Source organism: Nitrobacter sp. TKz-YC02 (assembly GCF_049852135.1).
In the GTDB taxonomy this organism is placed as follows: domain Bacteria; phylum Pseudomonadota; class Alphaproteobacteria; order Rhizobiales; family Xanthobacteraceae; genus Nitrobacter; species Nitrobacter vulgaris.
Genome location: NZ_CP180728.1, coordinates 2,314,366 through 2,335,019 on the forward strand (window position 1 = coordinate 2,314,366; position 20,654 = coordinate 2,335,019).

The 20,654-nt window shown below is 60.6% G+C and carries 22 protein-coding genes; 8 read left to right on the forward strand and 14 right to left on the reverse strand.

Going from position 1 to position 20,654, the window contains the following annotated elements; all coding sequences use genetic code 11:
- Positions 1–35: 35 nt before the first annotated feature.
- The gene (locus ACM561_RS11025; RefSeq protein ID WP_425905066.1) at positions 36–839 is read left to right on the forward strand and encodes a DUF72 domain-containing protein; all 804 of its coding nucleotides are present in this window, start codon (positions 36–38) and stop codon (positions 837–839) included.
- 133 nt (positions 840–972) lie between these two features.
- Positions 973–1,713: a cellulose biosynthesis protein BcsS gene (gene bcsS, locus ACM561_RS11030; protein WP_425905067.1), complete on the forward strand. Its 741-nt coding sequence runs from the start codon at positions 973–975 to the stop codon at positions 1,711–1,713.
- 18 nt (positions 1,714–1,731) lie between these two features.
- Here bcsS and ACM561_RS11035 read toward each other — a convergent pair whose 3' ends face one another.
- The 12 genes from ACM561_RS11035 to ACM561_RS11090 all read right to left on the reverse strand — a co-directional run bounded on the left by ACM561_RS11035 (position 1,732) and on the right by ACM561_RS11090 (position 12,580).
- Positions 1,732–2,889, reverse strand: coding sequence for an ABC transporter permease (locus tag ACM561_RS11035; protein ID WP_425905069.1), 1,158 nt, complete (start codon positions 2,887–2,889; stop codon positions 1,732–1,734).
- Entirely contained in the window at positions 2,886–3,830 is a 945-nt protein-coding gene (locus tag ACM561_RS11040; protein WP_079447239.1) for an ABC transporter ATP-binding protein, read from the reverse strand. Before ACM561_RS11040 ends, ACM561_RS11035 begins: the two co-directional genes overlap by 4 nt.
- Positions 3,827–4,615 (reverse strand): HlyD family secretion protein, encoded by a 789-nt coding sequence (locus tag ACM561_RS11045; RefSeq protein WP_425905071.1) that lies wholly within the window; start codon positions 4,613–4,615, stop codon positions 3,827–3,829. The genes ACM561_RS11040 and ACM561_RS11045 overlap by 4 nt, the downstream gene beginning before the upstream one ends.
- Complete coding sequence (locus ACM561_RS11050; protein WP_425905073.1) at positions 4,612–5,331, reverse strand: TetR/AcrR family transcriptional regulator; 720 nt, start codon at positions 5,329–5,331, stop codon at positions 4,612–4,614. Before ACM561_RS11050 ends, ACM561_RS11045 begins: the two co-directional genes overlap by 4 nt.
- Before the next feature lie 305 nt (positions 5,332–5,636).
- Entirely contained in the window at positions 5,637–7,241 is a 1,605-nt protein-coding gene (locus tag ACM561_RS11055; protein ID WP_425905075.1) for an NTP transferase domain-containing protein, read from the reverse strand.
- Complete coding sequence (locus ACM561_RS11060) at positions 7,238–7,930, reverse strand: XdhC family protein (protein ID WP_425905077.1); 693 nt, start codon at positions 7,928–7,930, stop codon at positions 7,238–7,240. The genes ACM561_RS11055 and ACM561_RS11060 overlap by 4 nt, the downstream gene beginning before the upstream one ends.
- A gap of 244 nt (positions 7,931–8,174) precedes the next feature.
- Positions 8,175–8,498: an XdhC family protein gene (locus ACM561_RS11065; RefSeq protein ID WP_425905078.1), complete on the reverse strand. Its 324-nt coding sequence runs from the start codon at positions 8,496–8,498 to the stop codon at positions 8,175–8,177.
- Complete coding sequence (locus ACM561_RS11070; RefSeq protein WP_425905080.1) at positions 8,482–9,708, reverse strand: vWA domain-containing protein; 1,227 nt, start codon at positions 9,706–9,708, stop codon at positions 8,482–8,484. Before ACM561_RS11070 ends, ACM561_RS11065 begins: the two co-directional genes overlap by 17 nt.
- Positions 9,709–9,720: 12 nt before the next feature.
- Positions 9,721–10,626 carry an AAA family ATPase gene (locus ACM561_RS11075; RefSeq protein WP_425905082.1) on the reverse strand — a complete coding sequence of 302 codons (906 nt, stop codon included), beginning with the start codon at positions 10,624–10,626 and terminating at the stop codon, positions 9,721–9,723.
- A gap of 33 nt (positions 10,627–10,659) precedes the next feature.
- Complete coding sequence (locus tag ACM561_RS11080; protein ID WP_425905083.1) at positions 10,660–11,466, reverse strand: FAD binding domain-containing protein; 807 nt, start codon at positions 11,464–11,466, stop codon at positions 10,660–10,662.
- Between the two features lie 44 nt (positions 11,467–11,510).
- Complete coding sequence (locus ACM561_RS11085; protein ID WP_425905084.1) at positions 11,511–11,996, reverse strand: (2Fe-2S)-binding protein; 486 nt, start codon at positions 11,994–11,996, stop codon at positions 11,511–11,513.
- Between the two features lie 137 nt (positions 11,997–12,133).
- Positions 12,134–12,580: an SRPBCC family protein gene (locus tag ACM561_RS11090; RefSeq protein WP_425905086.1), complete on the reverse strand. Its 447-nt coding sequence runs from the start codon at positions 12,578–12,580 to the stop codon at positions 12,134–12,136.
- A 178-nt stretch (positions 12,581–12,758) separates the two neighbouring features.
- On the opposite strand from ACM561_RS11090, the gene pcaD reads away from it, so the two are divergent.
- The gene (gene pcaD / locus ACM561_RS11095; RefSeq protein ID WP_425905087.1) at positions 12,759–13,541 is read left to right on the forward strand and encodes a 3-oxoadipate enol-lactonase; all 783 of its coding nucleotides are present in this window, start codon (positions 12,759–12,761) and stop codon (positions 13,539–13,541) included.
- 52 nt (positions 13,542–13,593) lie between these two features.
- On the opposite strand, the gene ACM561_RS11100 is transcribed toward pcaD, so the two are convergent.
- Positions 13,594–14,121, reverse strand: a complete 528-nt coding sequence (locus tag ACM561_RS11100) for a hypothetical protein (protein WP_425905089.1) — start codon at positions 14,119–14,121, stop codon at positions 13,594–13,596.
- A 445-nt stretch (positions 14,122–14,566) separates the two neighbouring features.
- Here ACM561_RS11100 and ACM561_RS11105 point away from each other — a divergent pair, with 445 nt between their 5' ends.
- The 5 genes from ACM561_RS11105 (at position 14,567) to ACM561_RS11125 (ending at position 19,747) form a co-directional block, all read left to right on the forward strand.
- A complete protein-coding gene (locus ACM561_RS11105; RefSeq protein WP_425905091.1) occupies positions 14,567–15,481 on the forward strand; it encodes an ABC transporter permease subunit in 915 nt (304 codons plus the stop codon).
- A gap of 70 nt (positions 15,482–15,551) precedes the next feature.
- The gene (gene livM, locus ACM561_RS11110; RefSeq protein ID WP_425909715.1) at positions 15,552–16,877 is read left to right on the forward strand and encodes a high-affinity branched-chain amino acid ABC transporter permease LivM; all 1,326 of its coding nucleotides are present in this window, start codon (positions 15,552–15,554) and stop codon (positions 16,875–16,877) included.
- A complete protein-coding gene (locus ACM561_RS11115; RefSeq protein WP_425905092.1) occupies positions 16,874–17,710 on the forward strand; it encodes an ABC transporter ATP-binding protein in 837 nt (278 codons plus the stop codon). The genes livM and ACM561_RS11115 overlap by 4 nt, the downstream gene beginning before the upstream one ends.
- The gene (locus ACM561_RS11120; protein ID WP_425905094.1) at positions 17,707–18,450 is read left to right on the forward strand and encodes an ABC transporter ATP-binding protein; all 744 of its coding nucleotides are present in this window, start codon (positions 17,707–17,709) and stop codon (positions 18,448–18,450) included. Before ACM561_RS11115 ends, ACM561_RS11120 begins: the two co-directional genes overlap by 4 nt.
- A gap of 181 nt (positions 18,451–18,631) precedes the next feature.
- Positions 18,632–19,747 (forward strand): branched-chain amino acid ABC transporter substrate-binding protein, encoded by a 1,116-nt coding sequence (locus ACM561_RS11125; RefSeq protein ID WP_425905096.1) that lies wholly within the window; start codon positions 18,632–18,634, stop codon positions 19,745–19,747.
- A gap of 96 nt (positions 19,748–19,843) precedes the next feature.
- Here the strand turns inward: ACM561_RS11125 and ACM561_RS11130 are convergent, their stop codons facing one another.
- A complete protein-coding gene (locus ACM561_RS11130) occupies positions 19,844–20,578 on the reverse strand; it encodes a cytochrome c biogenesis CcdA family protein (protein ID WP_079447254.1) in 735 nt (244 codons plus the stop codon).
- Positions 20,579–20,654 lie beyond the last annotated feature (76 nt).

The window sequence follows — 20,654 nt, forward strand, 5'->3', positions numbered from 1 at the left end:
GTACGGTCGGAACATCCGCAAGAGGCAGGTCCCATATGACGGGCAAAGCAGGCAATATCTACATCGGAATCGGCGGCTGGACTTTCGCGCCTTGGCGAGGCGTTTTCTACCCGGACAAGCTGGCGCAAGCGAAGGAGCTGGCATACGCCGCCTCCAGGCTCACCTCGATCGAGATCAACGGCACCTATTACGGATCGCAGAAGCCCGAAAGCTTTCGCAAATGGGCGCGGGAGGTGCCGGATGGCTTCATATTCTCTCTGAAGGGTCCGCGCTTCGCCACCAACCGCCGGATGCTGGCCGAAGCCGGCGATTCGGTAAAACGCTTTTATGATTCGGGCTTGCTGGAACTGGGCGACCGGCTCGGACCGGTGCTGTGGCAGTTTGCGCCGACCAAGACTTTCGACGAGTCCGATTTCGGCAAGTTTCTCGAAGTCTTGCCGAAGAAGCTGGACGGACGTGCGCTGCGGCATGTGGTCGAAGTTCGCCACGACAGCTTCTGCACACCGGCCTTCATTTCGCTTCTTCGGCAGTTCCAAGTGCCGGTCGTATTCGCCGAACACGGCAAGTATCCGGCGATCGCCGATACCGTCGCGGATTTCGTCTATGCGCGCCTGCAAAGGGGCAGCGACGAGATCAAGACTTGCTATCCTCCGAAGCAGCTCGATGCCTGGGCGAAGCGCTTTCAATGCTGGGCCACAGGGGGCGAACCCGACGATCTGCCGCGCGTGGGCGAGGCCCCGCCGAAGAAAGTGGCGCGCGACGTGTTCGCCTACGTGATCCACGAAGGGAAGGTTCGCGCACCTGCGGGCGCGATGGAATTGATTGCACGGTTGAGGTGACGAAGAACGGTTGGTTAAAAAAACCTTGAGGGTGTTTCCATATTGTTCCCTACGCGACTGCCTGCCCGCCTGCTATCAGTAGTTGTACGTATGGGCGTTTGGGGCTTGTGGGGGCTCGGGTACGTTGGGGAGCGTGCGCGCATTTGGCATGGCCGCCTTATTGGTGTGGGCGGCCGTTGGTCGGTCAATGGCCCAGCCTGCGGTAACCCCGCCGCTGACCGATAATCTCAGCGGTGGCTCCAGACCCGAACGATTCCTGTTTTTCAGCGGCGTTGATCTCTGGAGCAACGGACTGGCCGGCTACAACGGAATGCTGCTGGCGCCGAAAGGTGACTTGAACAACGATGGTTTTCTCGTTCGTCTGTTTATGTCCGACAATCTCGAACGGTACGACACCGCGACGCAGCGCTTCACAACCAACATCTTCCGCGCCTCGGCCCTGCCCGGCTGGCGGACCAAGCGCGGTGACCTCGAGATCAGGGTGTTTGCCGGTCCAACCCTGGAAATTCGTGGGGTCAAACCCGACGTTCAAACCGGCAAGTTGAGCGGAAGCCGTTTCGGCGGCCAGTTAGCGAGCGAGCTATGGTGGGAGCCCACGCCAGCGATGATGGTGGCTGCTTCCGGCGCGATCACCACCATCTACTCGGTGTATAGCGCCCGCGCCGCGGCCGGCTGGCGTTTGTTCGACCGGTTCTGGATCGGACCCGAAGGCTCCGTATCCACCGATCGGTTCAGCACCCAATACCGGATCGGCACCCACCTCACGGGCTTCAAGACGGGGATGTTGGAATGGTCGGTCGGCGCCGGCTTGGTGGAAGACAGTTTCGATCGCAGTGGCATCTACGGGCGCGTCAGCGCTTTGCTTCGAAAGTGATGTTTCCATTAGCTTCGGCTAGTCCAGCGTGCGGCGGAATCGTGTCACCGCGATCGCCATGGCCACCAGCATCAGCGCCAGCAACGCGAGCGTGTCGTACTTCAGGTTTTGCATCGTCGCGCCCTTCAGCATGATGGCGCGGACAATCCTGACATAGTGCGTCAGTGGCAGGCACTCCCCGACACGCTGCGCCCACACGGGCATACCGGCGAAGGGAAACATGAAACCGGACAACAGGATGCTTGGCAGGAAGAACATCATCGACATCTGCATGGCCTGGAGCTGATTCTGCACGATGGTCGAGAATGTGTATCCGACGGCGAGATTGGTTGTGATGAACAGCGTCGAGAGCAACGCCAACAACGTCAGGCTGCCATCGATGGGAACGCCGAATAGCAGCACGCCAATGCCGATGATCAGGGCTGCTTGAATAAATCCAACCAGCACGTAGGGCAAAATCTTGCCGATCATCACCTCGACCGGCGTGATCGGCATCGACAGCAGGCTCTCCATGGTGCCCCGTTCGATCTCGCGCGTGACCGACAAGGCCGTGAAAATCAGCATGGTCATGGTGAGGATGGTGCCGACGAGCCCGGGCACAATGTTCAGCCGCGACGACGCCGCCGGATTGTACCGCGCATGCGCCCGGATTTCGAATGGCGGATCGGGTGGATCGCCAATATGCAGATCGTGCGCGAGCGCGGTCTGCACGACCGGGCCGAGTGCGCTCAACGCGGAACCGGCGGCGACGGGATCGGTGGCATCAGCGGCAACCAGCAGCGCCGGACGATCACCACGCCGCACCCCGCGCTCGAAGCCACGCGGAATCTCGACACCGAACAGCACCGTGCCGGATTTCAGGAGATTGTCGAAGGTATCGACGTCATGCACCTCCTGCGTGAAACGGAAATAGGACGTATTTTCCAATGCCTTCAGAATCGAGCGCGCGAGGTCGCTGTCTTCCTGCAGCAGGACCGCGGTCGGAAGATGGCGCGGTGTGGTGTTGATCGCATAGCCGAACAGCATGAGCTGCATCACCGGAATCATCACGATCATCGCGAACGATACCCGGTCGCGCCGGAGCTGGATGAACTCCTTGACCAGCATGGCGTAGCTGCGCCGCCAGAATCCGAACGGCATTTCTCTTTCGGAGGAGTGGTCGTTCGCAGCACTCATTGGAAATTGTCCTTCGAACGGCTCATCAGTTCGATGAACACGTCCTCCAGCGACGGCTCGCTCTGCTGCCAATGCAGATCGCCACGACTGCGATAGGCCGCGATCGTCTGTTCGAGCGCGGCCTTGTCCCGGCCGGAGACATGTAAACTGGTACCGAACGGCGCGGCCATGTCGATGCCCGGCTTGCCTGCAAGCTCAGCCGACAGCCCATTGAGGTCGCCGCCCGTGACTGTGTAGGTGGTGAGCGCCGATTTCGCGATCACATCATCTACGGTGCCATGCGCAAGCAGATGACCGTAGGCGATATAGGCGATCTCGTGACAGCGTTCGGCCTCGTCCATGTAGTGGGTGGAGACCAGTACCGTCAGGCCGTCCGCAGCCAACGCGTGAATCTCATTCCAGAACTCACGCCGCGCTTTCGGATCAACACCGGCGGTCGGCTCGTCGAGCAATAGAAGTTGCGGGTTCGGCAGCGTACAGGCGCCAAGCGCAAGGCGCTGCTTCCAGCCACCGGACAATTCACCCGCAAGCTGCTCCTCGCGGCCGTTAAGACCGAGCCGCTTGATCATGGCTCGCGCCGCGCCGGGCGCACCGCGAATGCCGTAGAGCCGTGCAACGAACTCCAGGTTTTCGCGCACCGACAGGTCCTGATACAGGCTGAAACGCTGGGTCATGTAGCCGACCCGGCGCTTGATCTTGTCGGCGTCGCGGCGGATATCGTAGCCGAGGCAGGTACCCTCGCCGCTATCGGGCGTCAGCAGTCCGCAGAGCATGCGGATGGTGGTGGTCTTGCCCGACCCATTGGGACCAAGGAAGCCGTAGATCATTCCGCGCTTTACCTGCATGGACAGGTCGTGCACGACCTCGCGGCCGTTGAACGATTTCGATAGGCCGGAAACCTCGATCGCGATGTCGGACGCTTTCACGGCTGCCTGGATCATGGTGCTACCCCTCCGGGTGGCGCGGCGTCGATCTGCACGGTGACCGGCTGCCCAACGCGGAGACTGTCCGGCCTGGAGGGCCGCGCCTGAACCAGGAACACCAGCTTATTGCGCTCCTCGAGACTATAGATCACCGGCGGTGTGTATTCAGCCTGAGTGGCGATGAAATAGATCTTTGCCGTCAGATCGGGCGCACAGTTGTCACAGGTGATGTGAACATCCTGCCCGATCCTGAGTTTCGGTAAATCCGGCTCCGACACGAAAAACCGGACCTTCATGTTACCCGGCGGCATGATCGACAGCACCGGCCGTTGCGCCGGCGTCATCTCGCCTTCGCGGAAATAGATTTGCTGGATGGTCCCTGCGACCGGCGCAAAGCCCTTGCGCCGCGACAGCCGCGTCTGCGAGGTGTTGACCCGCGCCTCGGCGACACGCAACGCCGAGACGGCGGAATCCAGAGTCGCCTGCGTACCGGCCCCGGTTTTCCTCAGCGAGGCCGCACGATCGTAAGTCTGCTGCGCATTCGCCAGCGTCGCTTTGTTCTGATTGAGATCAGCCTGCTGCAGGTCATCGTCGACCGAATAGAGCTGCGCGCCGACCTCGACAGCGTCGCCCTCGCGCACATTCAGTTTGGTAACGCGACCACTCTCGTCGGGACTCACAAAAATCATATCGGCCTCGACCCAACCCTGATAGCCGGGCGGCAGTTTCTGGCCGCAGCCGGCAACGAGAACCGCCAGCGCCAACGCGGTGCCGGCACGCGCGACTGTACGCAGCGCGGTCATGAAGCTCTCCGTTCGCCAAAGATCAGATCGAGATGGACCTTCAACATTGCCATGGCATCGAGCGGCGCATGCCGGCCGAACAGGCCTTGCCACATCACGGCGACCATGGCAGGCGCAATAACGATCTGGGGAAAGTCGGCAAGGCGCGCGTTGCGGATTTCTCCGCGCTCAATACCGTATTCGATCAGCTTGCGCATGCCCGCGAGGCCACGCGAAACGACTTCACGAAAGTAGAAGTCGGCGAGCGACGGAAAGCGCGTGCCCTCCGCCATAATCAAGCGAACGATATCGCCGCGCTTGGTTCCGGCAACGTCGCGCACAAAGGTCTCAGCGAAGCGTTCAAGGATCTCGCGTACCGATCCGCCAGCGGCAGGCACAGTCATCAGATTTTCGATCAGCGGCACGAGCGCCGTGCGCACAAGCTCCTGGAACAGCGCCTCCTTGTCCTTGAAGTGCAGATAGATGGTACCCTTGGCGACGCCTGCCCGCTTTGCCACGTCGTCCAGACGGGTTGCGGCAAAACCACGCGCGGTGAATTCATCGAGTCCCGCCGCGATGATCGCCTCGCGCCGCTGCGCTGCGCGTGCTGCGCGGTCCGGAGGTTTGGCTGCCCTGCCCGTCTGCGTGGAGGTCGCACCGGCTCTGCTTGTGGCAGATCGGCCTTTGGCGGACTTCGCAGTGGCGGCGTTTGGTCGTTTGGGTTTTGCAGCTTTCATCTGATTATTATGACTGACCAGTCAGTCATAATAAAGGTAAACCTTTGCCCCGGGCAGTCAATCCGCCGTGATGCAACCTATCTGTCTGAAATAGCTAGTAAATCTAAGGAAGTCGAAGCGCCGACGGACCCAGTCTGGAGCGGAAATCTCATTGATGCATCGCAAGCCGACCGGATTGAAAGCGGGACCGCACCGCTTTGCAGCGTCGATGCGTCCTGAACAATTCTCCGATGCAGGTCGTGGGCCTGACGTCGCCCGTCAGCGCCCTCTCTGAAGTCCGGACAGCGCCGTCCAGGAGCTCATTATCAGCCGCGTTGAATCGCCGCCAATGCTTGAGGCGTATCTATGTCGAAGAAGGCACCATGAGCATCGACTGAGACTTCCGCCACCGCCTCGGCGTGACGCGCGAGCAGATGGCACGCGCCGACGTCACCTTCAAGCAACATCAGTTCGCCGAAAAAGCGCCGCGACCACAAGACCGGATTGCCGCGCCTGCCGTCGCTGACGGGGACGGCTATTAGCATACCCCGATCCGGAGCAAACGCTGCAATCAGCCGATCGACGAGTTGCGCATCGACCAGCGGCATGTCGCCAAGACAGATCAAGGCGCCGCCGGCCTCTTTAGGAACCGTGCTGATACCGGTTCTGACCGAGCCGGCGAGACCCGTAGAGAAATCCGGATTGTACACAAAGGTAACGTTGAGCCCCCGCAGTGCGCGCTCGACTTCCCTTGCTTCATGGCCGGTAACGACCGTGACGCTCGATGCTTTTGACGCTAGCACCTGCTCGGTCACGATACGGACCAGCGGCTTGCCATTCAGCTCCGCCAAGAGCTTGTTGGGGCCGCCCATGCGGGTTGATCGCCCTGCGGCGAGGACCACCGCTGCAATATTGCTGTTGGTGTCGGTCGCAGGTGAGATACGCGGTTGCGGTCGCGTCACGATTTCCATCAGCAGGCCGCCGACGCCCATGCCGGTCAGGTCACGTCGCGCGACCTTCAATCCGGCGAGCAGCCGCATCAGTACCCAATCGAACCCGTTCTCAACGGGAGACCGCGCGCAACCCGGGGCACCCAGCACCGGCACGCCACGCGCTTTTCCGATCAGAAGCAAGTTGCCCGGATCGACCGGCATACCAAAATGTTGGACCACGCCGCCCGCATCGGTGAGGGCCGCGGGAATGACATCGCGGCGATCCGCAATCGCGGATGCACCGAATACGATAACCAGCTCGGCGCCGAGATCGAGTATCTCCGTGATCGCCGCCGACAGTACGGTTTGGTCATGCGTCACGCGACGATCGGCGATGATCGTCGCACCCGCTGGCGCGAGACGTTCGGCGGTGACGCGCAATGTCTTGTCGATCACCTTCGGCGCAAGGCCAGGGAGCATGGTCGAGACAATGCCAACGCGCTTGATGCTGTAAGGCGCAACCCGCAACACACCACCGCCTGCCGCCGCAATCGCGGCATCGCGCAGCTTCGCTTCAACGCCGAACGGAATCAGCTTGACGGTGGCGATCATCTCGCCCTGGACTACCGGCTTGTAGGCCGAAAGCGTCGCAAAGGTGATCGCTTCGTCCACATTGTTGATGCGGTTGACGGCCACGCGATCGATCACCAGCACGCCAGCCCGCGACGCGAACAGATTAGCCCGGCCGGTAAACGCCCGTTCCACCGTGACACCATCGCCGGCAACCGCTTTCGCGACATCCGCCGCCGCCTCGTCCTCCGATACATCTCCATCATCGAGGCGAACGACGACAACTTCCTTCACACCCGCCCTGTTGAGCGCCTCAACCTCCACTGGCCCAATGATGGTGCCCTTCTTGAGTACAAACGTACCCTGCCGCAGGGTATGAACAGTGACACCGCCAATGGCATCGTCCGGGGTAGCGGGACCAAATTTCATGCAGCGCTCGCTTTCGGCTGCCGTAGCTGCGCCGTGATTTCCGCCATGATGGCCACGGCGATCTCGGAGGGCGAAATCGCGCCGATCTCCAAGCCGATCGGCGCGTGGATGCGCTCGATGTCAGCATTAGAAATGTTTTGTGCTTTCAGGCGGAGGGCACGCTGAACGTGGGTCTTCCGCGAGCCCAATGCCCCGATGTAGAAGCAATCGCACTTCAGCCCGTGCAATAACGCAGGATCGTCGATCTTCGGATCGTGAGTGACAGCAACAAAGGCTGTATAATGATCCATGTTGAGCGGCGGCAGTGCAACATCCGGCCATTCGGCGATCAGCGTCACGTCCGGAAACCGCTCAGGACTTGCAAATGCGGAGCGCGGATCGACCACGGTGACATCATAGCCGAGCGAACGCGCCAGCGGCGCCAGCGCCTGACTAATGTGAACCGCGCCGACGATCACAAGCTTGGCGGTCGGCGCATAGACGTTCAGGAACAGCTTCCGGCCCGCGACTTCAATGGTGCCGCTCTTGCCCATACGCAGATGTCGTTCCAATTCGATATGCAAAGGATCGCTGGCAATGTCAGCGGCGTTTATAAGGCGCTGCTCGCCATTATCGATATCGGTCACCACGATCACCGGCCTCCGCGCGGCCCGCTCGATATTGATCGCTGAAAGTGTGGCAAACTTCACGACAAACGCCTGAGACCGAGATCGTAAACATCCACAGCCCCCCGTTCGAACTCGGAAAACAGGGGTACTCTCGCACTACAAGACTAGTGGAATGGATCTGACATTTGGTGCCCACCTCAGGCGAGTCTACGAACCAAATGTTAGAATCGGACCACTAGTGCCCTTTCGATCGAAGTCCCCGGATGGGCCTCCCATCATATCCCATCATATCCCATCATAACGGAAGAACTTTACGCCAATGACACTAAACGACTTTCTCAACAAAGATGCGGATCCTGCCCCCGCATGACAGGCCGACAGTCCACGCGGTCTCATCCGCGACACCAAACTCCAGCATCCTGGGCGCCCCACTGGAGATCACGTCCAGCGCCTCGGTCACCACGGTGCCTTCGACGCAGCCGCCCGAGACCGAGCCCAGAAACGTGCCGTCTTCGTTGATGACGAGACTCGAACCGGCTGGACGCGGTGCGGAGCCCCAGGTTTCAACGACCGTTGCCAGCGCGACGCCCTTGCCCTCTTTCCTCCAGTTTTCCGCCGCCCTCAGAATGTCTTCATCGCGATCCAGCATGATGCCACTCGTTCAAGCTACGGGGCGAAGGGACCGCGGCCATTGGTCTCGACGCCCGGGAAAGCGCAGCAACCAGCCCCTCGATGGATGATAAACTATGCACCGGGCGAAATTCGTCAACGTGCGGTAGCATCATCTTAATTCCTTGCGCCTTGGGCTCAAAGCCGTCATAGCGCAATAGCGGGTTGAGCCAGATCAACCGACGGCAGGATCGGTGCAGCCGATCCATCTCGAACGCTAGTTTGGAGTCGGCTTCCCGCTCCAGCCCGTCGGTGATCAGCAGTACAATGGCGCCCTGCGCCAGCACGCGCCGGCCCCACAGCTTGTTGAAGTGGTGCAGCGAGGTCGCGATCCGCGTTCCCCCCGCCCAGTCCTCCACCACCGAGGAACAAGCGGCCAGCGCCTCGTCGGGATCGCGCGCGCGCAACGCGCGCGTCACATTAGTCAACCGCGTTCCGAACAGAAAGACCGAAACGCGCTTATGCTCATTTGCGACAGCATGGAGAAAATGCAAAAATAGTCGCGTATATTCGCTCATCGAGCCTGAGATATCGAGCAGGGCTACGATCGGCGCCGACTTGCCGGCCCTGCCGAGGCGTTGAATATCGACGATCTCGCCCCCGGTGCGTAGGCCGCCGCGCAGCGTGCGGCGCAGATCCAGCGACGCTCCTCGTGAATCGGGCCGGGTGCGTCGTGTGCGCAGCTTGGCTTGCGGCAGTTCCATCTTCGCGATCAGCTGCGTCACTTCGGCCATCTCGGCTGCGCTCATCTGGGCGAAATCCTTCCTTTGCAGCACCTCGCGGTCGGAGACAGAAGGCCGGATCTCATGCTCCCGCGACGCCTCGCGCTCACCCGTGATCGCAGGCTGCGACAATGCCTCAAGAACACGCAGACAGGTAGACGACGGCGGTTTCCTGGCCTGGTCCGGCAGCGGAACCGAGTCCAGCATGTTGTTCTGTTGCTCTGCGATACGAAAAAAAAGCTCGAAGGCTTGCGCGAATATCAGCGCATGCTCGTGGCGAGTCAGCAAAACCGCCTGAAGCGTACTGAAAACGTCCGCGCGATTGCCGATGTCGATCAAGCGCAATGCGTTCAGCGCGTCGATGACGGCGGCCGAACCCACGGGAAGACCGGAGGCGCGCAGCGTGCGGGCGAAGCCGATAACGTTGTCCGCAATACGGCCGGTCGGCGAATCGAGATGGATGGCCATGCGAATCCTGCTTTATTGGTTGCTGGCGGCTTCCTTCAATAGGTTTTGCAAAGCGTCGCCCTGCATCCGGCCGATATCATCCTGATATTTCAAGAGCGCGCCGATGGTATCGCCGACAACCTGCGGCGTCAGCAAACGGGTATCGAGCTCGGTCAGCGCCGTCGCCCAGTCGATGGTCTCGGCGACGCCCGGATTCTTGTAGAAATCCCGGTTGCGCAGCGCCTGCACAAAGCCGACGACCTGTTGCGACAATGCGGCGGAGATACCTGCTACCCGTGACCGGACGATCGCAAGTTCGCGCTCGGCGGAAGGATAGTCCACCCAGTGATAGAGACAGCGGCGCTTCAACGCATCATGAACTTCACGCGTCCTGTTCGAAGTCACGATAACGATCGGCGGTGTCACCGCCTTGACGGTACCGGATTCGGGGATCGTCACCTGGAAATCACTGAGGATTTCCAGAAGAAAGGCTTCGAAAGCTTCGTCGGCGCGATCGAGTTCGTCAATCAGGAGTACCGGCGGGCCGCCGACATCCGGCTCCAGGGCCTGGAGCAACGGCCGTTTGATCAAGTATCTCTCGGCAAAGATGTCGCTGGAAAGCTGCTCGCGATCGGTATCACCCGCCGCTTCGGCCAGCCGAATTGCAATCATCTGAGCGTGGCTGTTCCACTCATAGACGGCGGAGGCAACATCCAATCCTTCATAACATTGCAGCCGAATCAGCCTGCGGCCCAGTGCAGCCGATAGCACTTTCGCGATCTCGGTCTTGCCGACACCTGCCTCGCCTTCGACAAACAGCGGCCGCGCCATGCGCAGCGAAAGAAACACGACAGTCGCCAAGGAACGCTCGGCGAAATAGCCATGCTTCGCCAGCAGAGCGAGCGTTGCATCGACGGAAGATGGCAATACCGTCGTCATGAGATCTGACCCAGCGCGGCGAGCATCCGCATGTCATGCCTTACCGTTCGCGCAATCGACTGCTCGCCGCGCAAGCACCCCGATCAGATGCGCGCGATATTCCGCGCTGCCGTGCAAGTCGCTGTTGAGGCCGTCGGAGGGAACGCACAGCCCCTCAAGCGATTTCGATGTGAAGCTTTTTTTCAGAGCTTCTTCGAACGCCGCCAAGCGGAACACGCCATCGGCCCCGGCGCCCGTAACGGCGACACGCACATCCGACGGCCGCCTAGCAACGAACACGCCCACCAGAGCATAGCGGGAAGCCTGATTGCGAAATTTCTGATAGGCTGCCTTCTCCGGCAGCGGAAACATCACCTGGGTGATGATCTCATCCGCGTCCAGCGCGGTGGAAAACATTCCCTGGAAATAGTCATCTGATTTCAGCCGGCGCTTGTTGGTGACGATGGTGGCGCCGAGCGCCAGACAGGCTGCCGGATAATCGGCCGTGGGATCGTTGTTGGCCAGCGAGCCCCCGATGGTACCTTTGTGGCGCACAGCTGGATCGCCGATCATCCCAGCGAGTTCGGCGAGCGCCGGGATAGCCTCGCCCACGATCGGCGAGTCGGCGACATCGGCGTGCTTCGCGGTCGCGCCTATCACCAGCAGGCCCTCCCTCATCTCGATGCTATCAAGACCTTCGATATGCGTAAGATCGATCAGATGTGCGGGGCTTGCGAGCCGCTGCTTCATGACCGGCACCAGCGTGTGGCCGCCCGCGATCAACATGGCGTCCTCGCTCTCGGCCAGGAGGCTGACGGCCTGCTCCAAGGTCGCCGGTCGATGATACTTGAATTCGTACATGGCTCAGGTTCTCTGGTATCGTCTCGCGGCGTGTAACTCTACGCTCATGCGAGATCCGATTTGGCCATTGCCATCGCGCCGGCCGCAATCGATGTGACGATATTCTGATAGCCGGTGCAGCGGCAGAGGTTGCCCTCCAGTTCCTCGCGAATGGTACGATCGTCAAGATCGTAACCCTTGCGGCGGACCATATCGATCGCGGTCATGATCATGCCCGGTGTGCAGAAGCCGCATTGCAAGCCGTGATGCTCGCGAAACGCCTCCTGCATCGGATGCAGGGAGGCCCCGTCCGCTGCGAGACCTTCGATCGTCTTGATCTCGTGCCCATCGGCCATCACCGCCAGCGTAGTACATGACTTCACCGCTTTCCCATCGAGATGCACAATGCAAGCGCCACACTGCGAGGTATCGCATCCGACATGGGTGCCGGTGAGGTGCAGGTTCTCGCGCAAGAACTGCACCAGCAGCGTGCGGGGATCGATATCGGCAGTGGCCGGCCTGCCGTTCACGATCAGCGAAATCTTGGCCATTTGACACTCTCTACGGTCGCACGTCGGAAGGTCGTTTTACAATACACCATATGAGCCATGCCGATAATGGGTTCATACAACGGCAACGCCGGTCACGCCGAAGCGGATCTTTAGATAGGCCTATCCCTGAACCGCCTTTATCCCTGAACGACTTCGGCGAAGCTCGCGAAGAATTGGTCGGCCAGCTTTTTGGCTGTACCGCCGATCAACCGCTGACCCAATTGCGCCAGCTTGCCACCAGTCTGCGCCGCGGCTTCGTATTTCAGAAGTGTGCCGCCATTGTGATCGACCAGCACCACGGTTGCTTCACCCTTTGCAAATCCGGCGACGCCGCCCTCCCCCTCACCTGCAATCTTGTATCCGTTCGGCGGGTCGAGATCGCTAAGGGTCACCTTGCCCTTGAAGCGGGCGGATACCGGACCGATTTTCATCTTGGCGACAGCATGGAATTGGTTCGCGTCGGTCTTGATCAAGTCCTCGCAACCGGGAATGCAAGCTTTCAAGACCTCGGGATCGTTGAGCTTGGCCCAGACACGATCGCGAGAGGCTGCGAGCTCGACTTCGCCGCTCATTGTCATCGCCATGAGCTTGCCTCCTTGATCGGCGGCCACACTGTTCGAAAGCGCTCACCCCTGACGTAGAGTACGACAGCCGCAAAAGAAAGAGGACCGCGGTGGAGAGCTCACACATAAGCGCGGCGATTTCCGATGGTGAAACCGATCGCTCCCGACTAAAACGCTTGAGTCTGGAGGAGAAACGACAATGCCCATGATCGATGCCGAGGGTTGCCTGCTGAATGTTTCCGTCGACGGGCGCGACGGCGGCCCGACGCTGGTGTTGTCGAACGCGCTCGGCTGCACGCTGCAGATGTGGGAGCCGCAGATGGCGACACTGTCGAAGCTGTTCCGAATCATCCGCTATGACCGGCGCGGCCATGGCAAATCCGGTGCGCCACCCGGCCCCTATTCGATGGAGCGCTTTGGCCGGGATGTGCTGGCAATTCTGGACGACCTCAACATCACGAGAGCGCACTGGTGCGGACTATCCATGGGCGGCATGGTCGGTCAATGGCTCGGAGCAAATGCACCGGAGCGGTTCGACCGGATCATTCTCGCCAATACGAATTGCTACTATCCCGATCCGACCAATTGGCACGCCCGCATCAAGGCAGTGAAGGATGGCGGTCTCGCTGCAATCGCCAACACCGTAATCAGCGGCTGGCTGACCGCAAGCTTTCGCGAACGCGAACCTCAGGTCACGGCGAAGATTAAAGCCATGTTGAGCACCTCTCCGGTGGAAGGTTACATCGCCTGCTGTCAGGCGTTGAGTACCCTGGATCAGCGCGCGTTGCTGCCGCGCATCAAAAGCCCTACGCTCGTCATCGCCGGACGGCACGACCTGTCGACGCCTGTCGCGGCCGGTGAATACATCCGCAGCCAGATTCCCTCCGCCAGCATGACCATCCTTGACGCCGCACATATCTCTAACGTCGAACAATCACACGCTTTCACAGAGGCAGTGGCCGGCTTCCTGATGCAGCAGTAGCCAATGAACGCCCTGCAACCGGTCACGCGGTCAAGACAGCCAGCACGATCGTTCAGGAACTGGCATTAGTTGAAGGAGAGACTTCCGGCTGCGAAGGCCATTGCCTCACCGGCGGCGGATCGCGCTGGAACGGCGGCTCGGCCGCCATCAGGATGGCGCCGCCAAGTAGCAATAGCAGTTCGGTCGCATGCAGGCGCACCGCGGCCATTTCGCCGACTCGTGACGCCATCACCATGCTGGCAAAGGCGATGAGGCTGCCGATGCCGAGCGCGAGCGCCAATGCCTCGTCGAAGCTGCCTGACTTCCGGACCGAAGCGCGCGTGGTCATCACCAGGAACACTGCGAAGAACGCGACGACGGTCATCTTGCCGAGCGCCAGGAGCCAGGCTAACCGCACAAGATCCATCGCCGCGAAATGGAGGTGGTCGCTGAGAAACAACGCAACCGACACATTGGCCAGGTCGTAAAGTCCGTGCACCGGCGACGCCACGATCTTGAAAGCGACGAAGGTCCAGGCAGGAATGAAATAGAGCGCCAGCAACGCTCCGTTGACGGTGCTGATGCGCCAGGAATTGGTCATGCGCCATCCCGCTAATCGCGTGGCCGCCGCGTCGGGAACCAGCGCGGCCTTGACGGTGATTAACGTCGGGTAAACCGAGCGGCGCAACGGAAACCCTTTGTTTACCTTAACAGTCCCGCAGCCCTGTGGACAAAACCCCAACGCGAACGGAGCCGCATCGATTGGATTTCGGGAGACTGGGAACTATGATTTGACGGATTTCCAACCGCTTACCCGCCAAATTGCCGTTAGACTGGCCGATTTAACCCCCGCCCCGGCAGCGGCCTGCTTCCGCTGAGCAAACGACGCCGGAGAAATACACAGCCGCCGGTCCCGCTGAAATTGCCGCGGTTGCCGCCCTCGATTCCCACTGTTAGACATTGATTCAAGACGCGCCGGTCCGGCTGCCGGAGCCTAGCATCGCGTCTGATATAGTCACATTCGGATACGCAGATCACGGCAGCGCATGGACTATCTTGCCCAGCAACTCATCAATGGCGTCGTACTCGGCTCGATCTATGGGCTGATCGCGATCGGCTATACGATGGTTTACGGCATCGTCGGCATGATCAATTTCGCTCACGGCGACATCTTCATGATCGGCGGCTTCATCGCGATGATCACCTTCCTCATCCTGATATCGATGGGCCTCTCCGCCGTGCCGCTGATCCTGCTCGTTATGCTCCTCGTTTCAATGGCCGTTACTGCCGTGTACGGCTGGGTTGTCGAGCGCCTTGCCTATAGGCCCCTGCGTCAATCGTTTCGACTCGCGCCGCTCTTGTCGGCGATCGGCATGTCGTTCGTGCTCTTCAATTTTTCTCAGGTTTCGCAAGGCGCGCAGGCCAAGCCCATTCCGCCGCTCATCACCGGCGGCTACACGCTTCACGATTCCGGAAATTTTGCAGTCCAACTATCCAACGTCCAGATCGTGGTGGTGGTTACCACCATCGTTCTGCTCGCGATCTTCAGTTTCATTGTGTCGCGCACGCGCTTCGGCCGCGATATGCGCGCGTGCGAACAGGATCAGACCATGGCGGCGCTGCTCGGCGTGAACGTCGATCGCACCATCTCAATGACCTTCGTGATTGGGGCGGCGCTCGCTGCCGTCGCCGGCATGATGTACTTGCTGTATTATGGCCTGGTTGATTTCTTCATGGGCTTCGTCGCCGGCATCAAGGCATTTACCGCCGCGGTTCTTGGCGGCATAGGTTCGCTGCCTGGCGCGATGCTCGGCGGTCTCGCGATCGGATTGATCGAGACCTTTTGGTCGGCTTACTTTTCGATCGAGTACAAGGATGTCGCCGCCTTCTCGATCCTGATCGTCGTCCTGATTTTCAGGCCGACCGGCCTGCTTGGCCGTCCCGAAGTCGAAAAAGTCTGACGGTTCGGACGTGTCAGCGCCCGCTCTGAGCCAACAAACCGCGGCGCGCGATCATGGCGTCGTCTTCATCATGAAGAAAGCGGTCGTGAGCGCGGTCCTGGCGCTGGTGCTGTTCTCGCTCATGATCGGCATTCGTACAGAATCCGGCTCCTCGGGACAGTTGACCTACTGGACCCGGTTCGGCGAACTCGCGACCACAGTCGGCGCGGTGTTCGTCGGCAGCATCATTGTCGAAACGCTAAGGCGCTGGATCGGACCCGTCGGAAGTGTCGAACTGCCAGCAACCGTGCGTCGTACGTTCTCGATGCTGGGTCGCCTGCTGACGCCCGCGCTTCTGATTTTCGCTTTGCTGGTGCCGGTCATCTTCTACAATCAGCGCTACCTGCTCGACCTTGGGATCCTCGTACTGACCTATGTGATGCTGGGCTGGGGTCTCAACATCGTGGTCGGTCTCGCCGGACTGCTCGACCTCGGCTACGTCGCGTTCTATGCGGTCGGTGCCTATTCCTATGCGCTGCTGGCGCAAAGCGGCCTGCCGTTTCCATATTTCATGGAAACCTATCCCTATCTCGCGATCGACTTCCTGCAACTCGGCCCGTGGGCGTTCTGGGTGCTGTTTCCTGTCTCCGGCCTGCTCGCCGCATTCTGGGGCATGCTGCTTGGCTTCCCGGTGTTGCGGCTTCGCGGCGACTATCTCGCGATCGTTACGCTGGCATTCGGTGAGATCATCCGGCTTGTCATCCTCAACTGGCAGAAACTCACTGGCGGACCGAACGGGATCAGCGGCATCCCGCGGCCTACTGTGTTCGGCATTCCACTGACGCCGGGCGAAGATGGCTTCGCGGCGCTGATCGGCGTGCCGTTCTCGCCAACGCATCGCCTGGTTTTCCTGTTCTACCTTATCCTGGCGCTGGCACTGCTTACGAACTGGGTCACCATCCGCCTGCGACGGCTACCTATCGGTCGTGCCTGGGAAGCCATGCGCGAGGATGAGATCGCCTGTCGGGCGCTCGGCATCAACATCACCACGACGAAACTCTCGGCCTTCGCCATAGGCGCGATGTTCGGCGGCTTTGCGGGCGCGTTCTTCGCAACCCGCCAGGGCTTCATCAGTCCTGAGTCCTTCACCTTTCAGGAATCGGCACTGGTTCTCGCCATCGTCGTGCTCGGAGGTATGGGCTCGCAACTCGGCGTGGCGCTCGCCGCGATCGCAATGATCGGGGGATTTGAGTTGTTTCGCGGCCTTGACCAGTTTCGCATGCTGGTGTTTGGCGGAGTCATGGTGCTGTTGATGGTCTGGCGGCCGCGAGGTCTGGTCAGCCATCGCGCTCCAACCGTGTTCCTGCAAAAACGGACAGAGATATCGTCGTCGCTGGTGAAGGAAGGTCAGGGATGACGACGCCTGTTCCCATCCTCGCCATCGATGGACTGATGATGCGCTTCGGAGGTATCCTTGCCATCAACGAACTGTCGTTCGCCGCGCAGCGCGGCCACATCACTGCGCTGATCGGGCCGAACGGCGCTGGCAAGACCACGGTATTCAACTGCGTAACCGGATTCTATCGGCCCTCGCGAGGCACCATGCGCCTGGTGCACGACGACGGCGCGACCTTCCGGCTCGATCGCCTGCACGACTTTCGCATCTGCAAATTTGCCAAGGTAACGCGCACCTTCCAGAACATCCGCTTGTTTCCCGGCATGACGGCGCTGGAAAACCTGATGGTCGCGCAGCACAATGCCTTGATGCGGGCGTCCGGATTCGGCCTGCTTGGCCTGATCGGCGCTCCGTCGTTCCGGTCCGCGGAGAAGCAAGCGATCAATTCTGCTCGCGACTGGCTCGACCGCATTGGCCTGCTGCAACGCGCCGATGACGCCGCGGGCAATCTGCCCTATGGCGACCAGCGCCGTCTGGAGATCGCGCGCGCAATGTGCACTCATCCCGCGCTGCTCTGCCTTGATGAGCCGGCCGCGGGGCTCAATGCCAACGAGAGTGCCAGTTTGAGCGAGCTCTTGCTATCGATCCGCAGCGACTTCGGTACTTCGATCCTTTTGATCGAACACGACATGAGCGTGGTGATGGAAATCTCCGACCACATCGTTGTGCTCGACCATGGCGTCAAGATCGCCGACGGCACGCCACGCGCGGTGCGCGACGATCCGAAGGTCGTCGCGGCCTATCTCGGCGCCGACGAGGATGCTGCTACGGCGGTCATGGAGGGCGGCGTATGAACGCCGACGCGACGCCCCTGCTCGCCATTCGCGGGCTTCACGCCGCTTATGGCAAGATCGAAGCACTGAAGGGCATCGATCTCGACATCAAGGCCGGCGAGATCGTCGCGTTGATCGGCGCCAACGGCGCAGGAAAATCGACTTTGATGATGACCATTTTCGGTCGTCCTCGCGCCCGCGCCGGCCAGATCCTGTTCGATGGTCAGGACATCAGCTCCATGCCGACGCACGAGGTGGCCCGGTTGCGCATCGCGCAATCCCCGGAGGGACGGCGCATTTTTCCGCGCATGACAGTCGCGGAGAACCTACAGATGGGCGCGGACGCCACGCCCGGCAGCAAGGCTGAGCGAGCTGCCAGCCAGGAGCGCGTGCTTAGATTGTTCCCGCGCTTGCAGGAGCGTATGTCGCAGCGGGGCGGCACGCTGTCCGGCGGAGAGCAACAGATGCTGGCAATCGGCCGCGCGCTGTTGAGCCGACCTCGCCTGTTGTTGCTGGACGAGCCCTCACTTGGTCTTGCGCCGCTGATCACCCGGCAGATTTTCAGCGCTATCCATACGCTGAACCGCGAGGACCATCTCACAGTACTGATCGTCGAGCAGAACGCCAATCACGCCCTTCGCCTCGCCCATCGCGGCTATGTGATGGTGAATGGGTTGATCACGATGAGCGGTGCCGGCATGGAATTGCTGCAACGACCGGAAATACGCGCGGCCTATCTCGAAGGCGGCCGCCACGCCTGAGGAGAGCGCGAGTTTACTGGGCGATGGCGCGCATGCCGAATCGCTCCCCTGACCGATGAGACCAAGTGGCGATCACGGAGTGGCGCTCGAAATTTGTCCATGACACCGACGACAAATCATCGGACAATGCCTGCACAACGGCAAACATGGTACCTGATCCGCCTCCGCGAGGACTGCTCGAATGAAATCATTGAAGCTGATCGGTCTGACCCTTTTCGCCTCGCTGGCGCTTTCGGCCACGACCTTCGCCCAGGATATCACAGTGGCGGTGGCCGGCCCGATGACGGGCAGCGAGTCCGCTTTCGGCCGCCAGTTGCAGAACGGCGCCGAACAGTTCGTTGCCGATGCCAACGATGCGGGTGGCGTGCTCAACAAGAAGCTGAAGCTGTTCATCGGCGACGATGCCTGCGAACCGAAGCAAGCGCGCTCCATCGCAGAAAGAATCGCAAGCCGGGGTATTCCGTTCGTCGCCGGGCATTTCTGCTCGTCGTCATCCATTCCGGCTTCCGAAGCTTACGCCGACGGCAATGTACTGCAGATCACGCCGGCCTCGACCAACCCGCTGTTCACGGAACGCAAGCTGTGGAACGTGCTGCGTGTCTGCGGCCGCGACGACCAGCAAGGCGTCGCCGCCGCTGAATACATCGTCGAAAACTTCAAAGGCAAGAACATCGCCATCCTTAACGACAAGACCACCTACGGCAAGGGCCTCGCCGACGAGACCAAGAAGGCGCTGAACAAGGCCGGATTTCAGGAGAAGATGTTCGAGTCCTACAATAAGGGCGACAAGGACTTTAACTCCATCGTCTCGCGGCTGAAGCGCGACAGCATCGATCTGGTGTTCGTCGGCGGCTATTATCAGGAGGCCGGACTAATCCTGCGCCAGATGCGTGATCAGGGCCTCAAGACCATCCTGATGGCAGGCGACGCCATGAACGACAAGAAGTTCGCATCCATTACCGGCCCTCTTGCCGAGGGCACACTGTTCACCTTCGGCCCGGACCCGCGCAAGAAGCCGACAGCCAAGGCGATCGTCGAGAAATTCAAGGCCAAGGGCGTCGATCCGGAAGGTTACACGCTCTACACCTATGCGGCGATGCAGGTGTGGGCACAGGGCGCTGCCAAAGTGGGCACGACGGATCCTATGAAGGTGATGAAAGTCATCAAGGCAGGCGCGTGGGATACCATTCTCGGCAAGCTGGAATTCGATGCGAAGGGCGACATCAAGCAGATGGGCTATGTCATCTACAAATGGGACGACAAGGGCAACTATGCCGAGATCGACCCCGCCATCTGAGCCGCGACATTCATCATGGCATCGTCCCCGCGAACGCGGGGAAGACCCGCGCGCGTCATCCTACCGAGCGAGAGTAAAGCCAGGTGCCTCGTCCAATCATCCGAAATTCTGCAACGCCGGAAAGGTCTCTAGCAGCCAGATACTAGCGTTGGAGATCGTTCCGGTGAGAAATGCGATGCCGGTCAGCACCATGAGTACGCCAATTCCACGCTCTATCTTAGCGAGATGACGTTTCATCCGATTGAGCAGCGAAGAAAACTGTTCAACCATGAATGCCGCCAGCAGAAACGGAAGGCCGAGCCCGGCCGAATACACCGCAAGCAAACCCGCTCCCTTCACGACGGTGTCCTCCGCCGCCGCCACCGACAGAATCGCCGCCAGGATCGGCCCGATGCACGGCGTCCACCCGAATGCGAACGCGAGCCCCATCACATAGGCGCCCCATAACCCGACCGGCTTCGGCGCCGTGAGCCGTCCTTCGCGCATCAAAAAGCCGATTCGCGTCAGCCCGAGAAAGTGCAGGCCCATGATGATGATGACGATGCCGGCAACGATCGACAATTGCGCCGACCAGGCCCGGATCAGGCTGCCGATGAAGCTCGCACTGGCGCCTAGCGCGACGAAGACCGTGGAAAAGCCGAATACAAACATCAACGCGGCGAGCATCACGGCCCGCTTCGATGCCTTCACTGTCTCGTCGTGAGAAACGTGTTCGATGGTAGTGCCGGTGAGATAGATCAAATAAGGCGGCACCAGCGGAAGAACGCAGGGCGACAGGAAGCTGACAAGGCCCGCGACCATGGCGGCGGGAAAGGAAACGTCGTGAATCATGCGGCTACTTGCCCTGCCATCGCGCCACGATGCAAGGGCTTCGCTTCCTTCCGTGACATTTGTGATCAGGCGTGAT